The 452-nt window shown below is 37.4% G+C and carries 2 tRNA genes; both read left to right on the forward strand.

Going from position 1 to position 452, the window contains the following annotated elements:
- Positions 1–43 precede the first annotated feature (43 nt).
- A tRNA-Ile gene (locus E2K74_RS14475) sits at positions 44–120 on the forward strand.
- Between the two features lie 48 nt (positions 121–168).
- Positions 169–244, forward strand: a tRNA-Ala gene (locus E2K74_RS14480).
- Positions 245–452: the final 208 nt, after the last annotated feature.

Raw genomic sequence — 452 nt, forward strand, 5'->3', positions numbered from 1 at the left:
TGGTAAGAATCCACAACAAGTTGTTCTTCATTGATGTATCTGAGGGTCTGTAGCTCAGTTGGTTAGAGCACACGCTTGATAAGCGTGGGGTCACAAGTTCAAGTCTTGTCAGACCCACCATCTGCCACGAAACAGAGAATCAGAAACATTAAATCTAAATGATAAGCTGGGGACTTAGCTTAGTTGGTAGAGCGCCTGCTTTGCACGCAGGAGGTCAGGAGTTCGACTCTCCTAGTCTCCACCACGAATTATTTTTTAAGCACTGCTTTAAAAAATAATGAGGCTTGATTACAGAATTTAGTAAATAAATAATTATTTATTAACTTCTGTGATTTATCACAGTTTCTAGACCTGACGAAGGCTAGAAAAATCATTAACAGCATATATTTGAGTTGAAATAATTTGTTCATACTCATAGATAGAACGGAAGTTAACAGTAATTTATTACCTGT

It is taken from the genome of Acinetobacter sp. RF15B (assembly GCF_007558235.1).
Taxonomy (GTDB): Bacteria; Pseudomonadota; Gammaproteobacteria; order Pseudomonadales; family Moraxellaceae; genus Acinetobacter; species Acinetobacter lwoffii_C.